Genomic DNA, 8,541 nt, shown 5'->3' with positions numbered 1-8,541 from the left:
GCCCACCTCCCCGGGGGCCTGCTGACCCGCGCCTCGGTGTCGGCGTTCAACGAACTCTGGTACCGCCGGGCCCCCCGGCACCGGACGGGGGAACTCCAGTCGATCGCCCGGTTCTTCCACCCCCTGGACGGCGTCCCGCACTGGAACCGGATCTACGGCAGGGGCGGCTTCGTCCAGTACCAGTTCGTGGTCGGCCACGGGCAGGAGGAGACACTGCGCCGGGTGGTGGACCGGATCGCGCGCCGGGGCTGCCCCTCCTTCCTCGCGGTCCTCAAGCGCTTCGGCGAGGCCGACCCCGGCTGGCTCTCCTTCCCGCTCCCCGGCTGGACCCTCGCCCTGGACATCCCGGCGGGCCTGCCGGGCCTGGCCCGGTTCCTGGACGCACTGGACGAGGAGGTGGCGAGCGCGGGCGGCCGGATCTACCTGGCGAAGGACTCCCGCGTCCGCCCCGAGGTCCTGGAGTCCATGTACGCCCACCTCCCCGCGTTCCGCGCCCTGCGCCGCGAACTGGACCCGGACGGGGTCTTCGTCTCCGACCTCTCCCGCCGACTGCACCTCTGAAGGACCGCCCGCCCGCCCGGAGTTACGAGGAGTCACGAGATGAAGGACGCGTTCGGCACCCCCCAGTCCCTGCTGATCCTGGGCGGCACGTCCGAGATCGGCCTGGCCACCGCGCGCCGCCTGGTGGCCCGCCGCACCCGTACGGTCTGGCTGGCCGCCCGCCCCTCGCCCGCGCTGGACGCGGCGGCGACGGAGCTGCGCGATCTCGGCGCGGACGTGCACACGCTCGCCTTCGACGCGCTGGACGCCGAGGCGCACGAACGGGTCCTGGGCAAGGTCTTCGCCCAGGGCGACATCGACATGGTCCTGCTGGCGTTCGGAATCCTGGGCGACCAGGAACGGGACGAGGGATCGCCGCTGGCGGCGGTACGGGTCGCGCAGACCAACTACACGGGCGCGGTCTCGGCCTCCCTGGTCTGCGCGAAGGCCCTGCGGACCCAGGGCCACGGCTCCCTGGTGGTCCTCTCCTCGGTGGCGGGCGAACGCGCCCGCCGCGCCAACTTCATCTACGGCTCCAGCAAGGCGGGCCTGGACGCCTTCACCCAGGGCCTGGGCGACGCGCTCCACGGCTCGGGCGTCCACGTGATGGTGGTACGCCCCGGCTTCGTCCGCACCAAGATGACGACCGGCCTCCCGGAAGCCCCGCTGGCGACCACGCCGGAGGCGGTGGCGGAGTCCATCGAGTCGGGCTTGCGCAGACGGGCGGAGGTGGTGTGGGTGCCCGGGACGCTGAGGGTGGTGATGTCCGCGCTGCGCCACGTACCGAGACCGCTGTTCCGGCGCCTGCCGGTGTAGGCGGGGGCGCGAGGAGGCATCCTCAACGCCGGCGGAGCCTCAGCCCCGGAGCCTCAGGCCCGCACCGACGGCTCGTCCCGCGACCCGCACGGCTCGTCCCTCGACCCGCCCTGCGCCGGCACCCCGCTCAGCCCGAACCCGTACTCGTGCAGCTTGCGCCACACCCCGTCCGGGCCCTGCTCGTACAGCGCGAACCCGCCGCACGTCCACTCGGCCTCGAACCCCGCCAGCTCCTCGAACGCCCGGTCCATCCCCTCCTCGGAGATCCCGTGCGCCACCGTCACATGCGGGTGGTACGGAAAGTGCAGCTCACGCACGAGCGGCCCGGCCTCGTCCCGCACCCGCTGCTGCAGCCACGCGCAGTCCGCCCCGCCTTCGACGACCTGCACGAACACCACCGGCGACAGCGGCCGGAACGTCCCCGTCCCCGACAGCCGCATCGGAAACGCGCGCCCGGCCGACGCGACCTCGGCCAGATGGGCCCGGATCGCGGGCAGCCGCGCCGCGTCGACCTCGGTCGGCGGCACAAGGGTGACGTGCGTGGGAATCCCGTACGCGGCGGGATCACCGAAGCCCGCGCGCCGCTCCTGGAGCAGGCTGCCGTACGGCTCCGGGACCGCGATCGAAACGCCGAGCGTTACGGTCCCCACGTCGTTCTCCTCCGTCGTTGTCCGGGTACGTCTGTGTCCGTCAGTGTGCAGTGTGGCGGGCGCCCGGCCCTTCTGGCCAGAGCCCTCGGCGGGGCCGTCGGCCGGGCCGTCGGTCCCATGGGCCCGAGCGCGCCCCCCGCACTCCGCGCCTCGGCGCGGCTCAGTGCTTGGCGGGCAGGAACCCGACCCGCTCATATGCCGTGGCCAGCGTCTCGGCGGCGACCGCCCGCGCCTTCTCCGCACCCTTGGCCAGGACAGAGTCCAGCGTCTCGGGGTCGTCCAGATATTCCTGGGTCCGGTCCCGGAACGGCGTGACGAACTCCACCATCACCTCGGCGAGGTCCGTCTTCAGCGCCCCGTACATCTTGCCCTCGTACTCCGTCTCCAGCTCGGCGATCGTCCTGCCGGTGAGGGTGGAGTAGATGGTGAGCAGATTGGAGACGCCCGGCTTGTTCTCGGCGTCGTACTTGATCACCGTGTCCGTGTCGGTGACCGCGCTCTTGACCTTCTTGGCCGTGGTCTTCGGCTCGTCGAGCAGGTTGATCAGGCCCTTCGGCGTGGACGCCGACTTGCTCATCTTGATCGACGGGTCCTGGAGGTCGTAGATCTTCGCCGTCTCCTTGAGGATGTACGGCGCCGGGATCCTGAACGTCTCCCCGAACCGGCCGTTGAAGCGCTCGGCCAGGTCGCGGGTGAGCTCGACGTGCTGGCGCTGGTCCTCGCCGACCGGGACCTCGTTGGCCTGGTAGAGCAGGATGTCCGCGACCTGGAGGATCGGGTACGTGAAGAGGCCGACGGTGGCGCGGTCGGCACCCTGCTTGGCCGACTTGTCCTTGAACTGCGTCATCCGGGAGGCCTCGCCGAAGCCCGCCAGGCAGTTCATGATCCAGGCGAGCTGGGCGTGCTCGGGCACATGGCTCTGCACGAAGAGCGTGCAGCGCTCCGGGTCGAGCCCGGCGGCGAGGAGCTGGGCGGCGGCGAGCCGCGTGTTGGCGCGCAGCTCCTTGGGGTCCTGCGGAACGGTGATCGCGTGCAGGTCCACGACCATGTAGAACGCGTCGTGGGACTCCTGCAGCGCCACCCACTGGCGGACCGCGCCGAGGTAGTTGCCGAGGTGGAACGAGCCGGCGGTGGGCTGGATTCCGGAGAGCACACGCGGGCGATGCAGCATGGCGGAGCCATTCCCCTGAGGGTGGTGGTGGGCGACGGGCGGGCGATCAGAGGCCATGCTCATTATTCTCTCAGGTGCCGCCGACAGCTCCGAAACCCTTGTGGACAGGAACCGGTCCGGCCCCAGTGAGGAGGAACACAGCGCGTCCCTCCCCCGGGGCCTGCCGCAGCCCGCTCCCGGCGCGGTGGCGCCTACTCCGTGGGCAGACCCGGTGCCGGGAACGCGGCCATCAGCTCGGCCACCTCGTCCCGGATCGCCGCGAGGGCGTCCTCGTCGCCGGTGCGGGCCGCGCCGACGCCCCGGTCGATCCAGTCGGCGACGGCCGCCATGTGCTCGGTGCCGAGGCCGCGCGAGGTGAGGGAGGGGGTGCCGATCCGGATGCCCGAGGGGTCGAACGGCTTCCTGGGGTCGTACGGGACGGTGTTGTAGTTGACGACGATCCCGGCCCGGTCGAGGGCCTTCGCGGCCACCTTGCCCGGGACGTCCTTGGGAGTGAGGTCCATGAGGATCAGATGGTTGTCGGTGCCGCCGGAGACCAGGTCGAAGCCGCGCGCGAGGAGCTGCTCGGCGAGGGCCTGGGCGTTGGCGACGACGGACCGGGCGTAGTCGCGGAACGAGGGCTGGGCCGCCTCACGCAGGGCGACGGCGATCGCGGCGGTGGTCTGGTTGTGCGGGCCGCCCTGGAGACCGGGGAAGACGGCCTTGTCGATGGCCTTGGCGTGCTGCTCGCGGGACATGAGCATGGCGCCGCGCGGGCCGCGCAGGGTCTTGTGGGTGGTCGTGGAGATCACGTCCGCGTACGGGGCCGGGGACGGGTGGGCGCCGCCGGCGATCAGGCCCGCGATATGGGCCACGTCGGCGACCAGGACGGCGCCCGCTTCCCGGGCGATCTCCGCGAAGGCCGCGAAGTCGATGGTGCGGGGCAGGGCGGTGCCGCCACAGAAAATGATCTTCGGTCGTTCCTTGAGGGCGAGTTCGCGCACCTCGTCGAAGTCGATCAGGCCGGTGTCGTGGCGTACGCCGTACTGGACGCCCCGGAACCACCTGCCGGTCGCGGAGACGCCCCAGCCGTGGGTGAGGTGGCCGCCCATCGGCAGCGCCATGCCCATCACGGTGTCCCCGGGCTCGGCGAAGGCGAGGTAGACGGCCAGGTTGGCGGGCGAGCCGGAGTAGGGCTGGACGTTGGCGTGCTCGACGCCGAACAGCGCCTTTGCGCGCTCCACCGCGAGCGTCTCGACCTGGTCGATGTTCTGCTGGCCCTCGTAGTACCGGCGCCCCGGGTAGCCCTCGCTGTACTTGTTCTGCAGCACCGTGCCGGAGGCTTCGAGGACCGCCTGCGAGACGTAGTTCTCGCTGGGGATCAGCCGCAGGGTCTCCGACTGGAGCCGTTCCTCGGCGGCGACGAGCGCGGCGAGTTCGGGGTCCGTGGCGGAGAGGGCCGGGTGGGAAACGGCGGGGTGGGAAACGGGCTGGCTCATGGCGTCCTCCGGGGTCCGTGGTGGTCCCGGGGTACCCAGGCGGGCGGCACCTCGTGCGCGTGGCACGCACGGCTTCCCCGGGGTCGCTTCCCCGTGCGCCAGTCGCCGTACGTACCACCCACCCTAACGGGCACACCGGGAATCAAGGTTTCCCCGTCCAGCATCCGAGCGACGAGAGAAACTGGGCCCTACCCCGTCCCACGCCGCACGATGAAACGGAGACCCCGTGTCGACTACATCGGACGCCATCCGCTCTGCCGAGGCCCACAGTGCGCACAACTACCATCCGCTGCCCGTCGTCGTCGCCTCGGCCGAGGGCGCGTGGATGACCGATGTCGAGGGGCGCCGCTTCCTCGACATGCTCGCCGGGTACTCGGCGCTGAACTTCGGACACGGCAACCGCAGGCTGATCGACGCGGCCAAGGCGCAGCTGGAGAGAGTGACGCTCACGTCCCGGGCGTTCCACCACGACCGGTTCGCCGAGTTCTGCGGGCAGCTCGCACAGTTGTGCGACAAGGAGATGGTCCTGCCCATGAACACCGGGGCGGAGGCCGTGGAGACGGCCGTGAAGACCGCCCGGAAGTGGGGGTACCGGGTCAAGGGGGTCCCGGACGGGATGGCGAAGATCGTCGTCGCCTCCAACAACTTCCACGGGCGCACGACCACGATCGTCAGCTTCTCCACGGACCCCGAGGCGCGCGCGGACTACGGCCCGTACACCCCCGGCTTCGAGATCGTGCCGTACGGGGACCTGACCGCGCTCTCGGCGGCCGTCACGGAGAACACCGTGGCGGTGCTCCTGGAGCCGATCCAGGGCGAGGCCGGGGTGCTGGTGCCGCCGGCCGGATATCTGCCGGGCGTACGGGAGCTGACCCGCGAGCGGAACGTGCTGTTCATCGCGGACGAGATCCAGTCGGGCCTCGGGCGGACCGGGAAGACGTTCGCGTGCGAGCACGAGGGCGTGGTGCCCGATCTGTATGTGCTGGGCAAGGCGCTCGGCGGCGGGGTGGTGCCGGTCTCGGCGGTGGTGGGCTCGGCGGAGGTGCTCGGGGTGTTCCGGCCCGGCGAGCACGGGTCGACCTTCGGCGGCAACCCGCTGGCGTGCGCGGTCGGCCTGGAGGTGATCGCGATGCTGCGCACCGGGGAGTACCAGCAGCGGGCGACCGAGCTCGGTGAGCACCTCCACCACGAGCTGGGCCTGCTGACCGGCACCAGCGCGGTCCGGGCGGTGCGTGGGCGCGGCCTGTGGGCGGGTGTCGACATCGACCCGGCGTTCGGGACGGGCCGGCAGATCTCCGAACGGCTGATGGACCGGGGCGTCCTGGTCAAGGACACCCATGGCTCGACGATCCGGATCGCCCCGCCGCTGGTGATCAGCAAGGAGGACCTGGACTGGGGGCTCGACCAGCTGAGGGCGGTGCTGGGCCAGGAGTAGGACCGGGGCGGCGGGGCCGGGCCGGACAGGCCCGGCCCCGCCCGCTAGCGGATCACATGCGGGACGAACCGGGCGTACTCGTCCGTGATCGGGCCCGACGACTCGCGGATGCCCAGGCCCGCCGCCTCGTCCTCGACGACCCAGGCGCCCAGCACGACCCGGTTGCCTTCGAAGTCGGGGAGCGGGGCGAGGGCCTGGTAGCAGGCGGGTTCGTCGCGCCGGACGGGCGGCGCGCCGGGGTGGTGGATCTCGACCCCGGCGCCCTCCCGGCCGAGCAGCGGCTTGGAGACGTAACCGCCGGCGCCGGCCAGTTCGCGCGGCCCGTCCAGGTAGGCGGGCAGCAGATTCGGGTGGCCCGGGTACAGCTCCCACAGGACCGCCAGCAGTGCCTTGTTGGAGAGCAGCATCTTCCAGGCCGGCTCGATCCAGCAGGTGCTGCCGGTGCCGCCGCCGTTGTCCAGGGTTTCGAGGACGTGCGGGGCGAACCGGTCGGTGGTCAGCCACTCCCACGGGTAGAGCTTGAAGCAGCTGCGGATGAATCGGAGGCGCTCGTCGACGAAACGGCCGGTCAGACCGTCCCAGCCGATCCGCTCCACCGACAGCGCCTGTGTCTCGATGCCCGCCTGCTCGGCGGTCTCGCGCAGATACGCCACGGTCATCAGGTCCTCGCCGAGCTCGTCGTCGTCCGAGTGGGCGAAGTGCAGCGGGCCGGGCGGGAGCAGCGGGGCCTGCCGCTTCCAGGCGGCGATCAGCCGTTCGTGGAGCGAGTTCCACTGGTCGGCGCCGGGGAAGCGCTCCTCCATCCAGAACCACTGCGGGCTCGCGGCCTCGACGAGCGAGGTGGGGGTGTCGGCGTTGTACTCCAGCATCTTGGCCGGGCCCGTACCGTCGTAGCGCAGGTCGAACCGGCCGTAGATCGAGGGGAGTTCGGCGCGGCGGTGCCAGGACTCGGCGACCCGGGCGGTGAGCGCCGGGTCGGTGATCCCCAGTTCGGCGAAACGATTCCGCTCGACGATGTGCGCGGCTGCGGCCAGGCACATCGCATGGAGCTCCTCGACGACCTCCTCCAGCGCCTCGACCTCGGGCAGGGTGAAGGAGTAGTACGCGCTCTCGTCCCAGTACGGGCGGAGCGAGCCGTCCGGGTAGCGGGTGAGGGGGTAGATCAGCCCCTGGGCCTCGACGGTCTGCTGCCAGCCGGGGCGCGGGTCGATGCGGTGCCGCTGCATCCTCAGCCGCCGCCCGAGCCGGAGTGGCCGCCGATACCGCCCCGGTCGACGCCTCCGGAGGAACCGGCGGAGGTCCAGGACCCCGAGGAGCCGGAGGAACCGGAACCGGAGCGGGAGCGGAAGGAGCCGCCGTAGACCGTGCCGTTGCGGACGTGACCGCCGTAGTAGTACGACCCGTGGCCGCCGTCCTTGCACTCGTACTTGGGGAGCTCCTTGTGCGTGACGGGGTCGACGCAGCGGCGGTCCGGCTCGTGGGAGCACGCCGTCAGCGTGGCGGCCAGTACCCCCATGCCGCCGAGCACCACCGTGGTGGACCTGAGTCTGCGCATGTGCGGACCTCCCCCTCGCGAACCGTACGTATGTCTGGGACGTAAACCGGCCACACCCTAGTTCCCGCTCCTCGGGGACGAGGAATCCTCCTGCTCCTGCCCTGCGAACTCCCTTCCATTACAGTCCGTCTGTGCTCTTTGGGATGATCTGTGCGCTGGGGTCGGCGGTCTGCTACGGCACCGCGACCGTTCTTCAGGCCGTCGCGGCTCGGGCGGCGTCCGGGCCGGCCGCCGGGTCCGGGGAGACGGGGGTCGATCCGGCGCTGCTGCTGCGGGCGGTGCGGCAGTGGCGCTACATCGCCGGGCTCGGTCTGGACGGGCTGGGCTTCGTCCTCCAGATCGTGGCGCTGCGAGCCGTCCCGATCTACGCGGTCGGGGCGGCGCTGGCCGCGTCGCTGGCGGTGACGGCGGTGGTCTCGGCGCGGGTACTGGCGGTACGGCTGTCCGGTACGGAGTGGGTGGCGGTCGGGGTCGTCTGCGCCGGGCTGGCGATGCTGGGGCTGGCGTCCGGCGAGGAGGGCCACGAGGCCGGGCCCGCCGCGCTGCCCTGGGCACTGCTCGCGGTCGCGGCGGCGATCCTGCTGGCCGGGGCGGTCGCCGGACGCCTGCCCGGACGGGCCCGGGCCCTGGTGCTCGGGCTCGGCGCGGGGTGCGGCTTCGGGGTGGTGGAGGTCGCGGTCCGGCTCATCGACTCCCTCGACCTCACCGAACCGGCGCTGTACGCGCTGCTGCTGGGCGGGGGCGCGGCGTTCCTGCTGCTGACGTCGGCGCTGCAGCGGGGGTCGGTGACGACGGCGACGGCGGGGATACGCGCTGCTGCTGGGCGGGGGCGCGGCGTTCCTGCTGCTGACGTCGGCGCTGCAGCGGGGGTCGGTAACGACGGCGACGGCGGGGAT

General features: G+C 72.0%; 9 protein-coding genes and 1 riboswitch. Of the genes, 4 read left to right on the top strand and 5 right to left on the bottom strand.

Annotation, left to right across the window (positions count from 1 at the left end; all coding sequences use genetic code 11):
• The coding region (locus ACJA3G_RS23230) for a D-arabinono-1,4-lactone oxidase (protein WP_406554964.1) at window positions 1-561 on the top strand (561 nt) is incomplete at its 5' end.
• Window positions 562-600: 39 nt separating this feature from the next.
• Window positions 601-1,356, top strand: coding sequence for a decaprenylphospho-beta-D-erythro-pentofuranosid-2-ulose 2-reductase (locus ACJA3G_RS23225; protein WP_406554963.1), 756 nt, complete (start codon window positions 601-603; stop codon window positions 1,354-1,356).
• Between the two features lie 53 nt (window positions 1,357-1,409).
• Here the strand turns inward: ACJA3G_RS23225 and ACJA3G_RS23220 are convergent, their stop codons facing one another.
• The 3 genes from ACJA3G_RS23220 to glyA all read right to left on the bottom strand — a co-directional run bounded on the left by ACJA3G_RS23220 (window position 1,410) and on the right by glyA (window position 4,655).
• Entirely contained in the window at window positions 1,410-2,006 is a 597-nt protein-coding gene (locus ACJA3G_RS23220) for a 2'-5' RNA ligase family protein (RefSeq protein ID WP_406554962.1), read from the bottom strand.
• A 160-nt stretch (window positions 2,007-2,166) separates the two neighbouring features.
• Window positions 2,167-3,177, bottom strand: coding sequence for a tryptophan--tRNA ligase (gene trpS, locus ACJA3G_RS23215; RefSeq protein WP_406554961.1), 1,011 nt, complete (start codon window positions 3,175-3,177; stop codon window positions 2,167-2,169).
• A gap of 191 nt (window positions 3,178-3,368) precedes the next feature.
• Window positions 3,369-4,655, bottom strand: coding sequence for a serine hydroxymethyltransferase (gene glyA, locus ACJA3G_RS23210; protein WP_406554960.1), 1,287 nt, complete (start codon window positions 4,653-4,655; stop codon window positions 3,369-3,371).
• Window positions 4,656-4,681: 26 nt separating this feature from the next.
• Window positions 4,682-4,771: riboswitch (ZMP/ZTP riboswitch) on the bottom strand.
• Window positions 4,772-4,881: 110 nt separating this feature from the next.
• Between glyA and rocD the strand changes: the two genes are divergently transcribed.
• Window positions 4,882-6,090: an ornithine--oxo-acid transaminase gene (rocD, locus tag ACJA3G_RS23205; RefSeq protein WP_406554959.1), complete on the top strand. Its 1,209-nt coding sequence runs from the start codon at window positions 4,882-4,884 to the stop codon at window positions 6,088-6,090.
• Between the two features lie 44 nt (window positions 6,091-6,134).
• Here the strand turns inward: rocD and ACJA3G_RS23200 are convergent, their stop codons facing one another.
• Entirely contained in the window at window positions 6,135-7,316 is a 1,182-nt protein-coding gene (locus ACJA3G_RS23200) for a glutathionylspermidine synthase family protein (RefSeq protein WP_406554958.1), read from the bottom strand.
• Between the two features lie 2 nt (window positions 7,317-7,318).
• A complete protein-coding gene (locus ACJA3G_RS23195) occupies window positions 7,319-7,645 on the bottom strand; it encodes a hypothetical protein (protein WP_406554957.1) in 327 nt (108 codons plus the stop codon).
• Window positions 7,646-7,788: 143 nt separating this feature from the next.
• On the opposite strand from ACJA3G_RS23195, the gene ACJA3G_RS23190 reads away from it, so the two are divergent.
• Window positions 7,789-8,541: hypothetical protein (locus ACJA3G_RS23190; protein ID WP_406554965.1), on the top strand; the 753-nt coding region annotated here is incomplete at its 3' end.

Source organism: Streptomyces sp. YS-3, from assembly GCF_045257485.1.
Taxonomy (GTDB): domain Bacteria; phylum Actinomycetota; class Actinomycetes; order Streptomycetales; family Streptomycetaceae; genus Streptomyces.
This window is presented reverse-complemented; position numbering and strand designations above follow the sequence as displayed.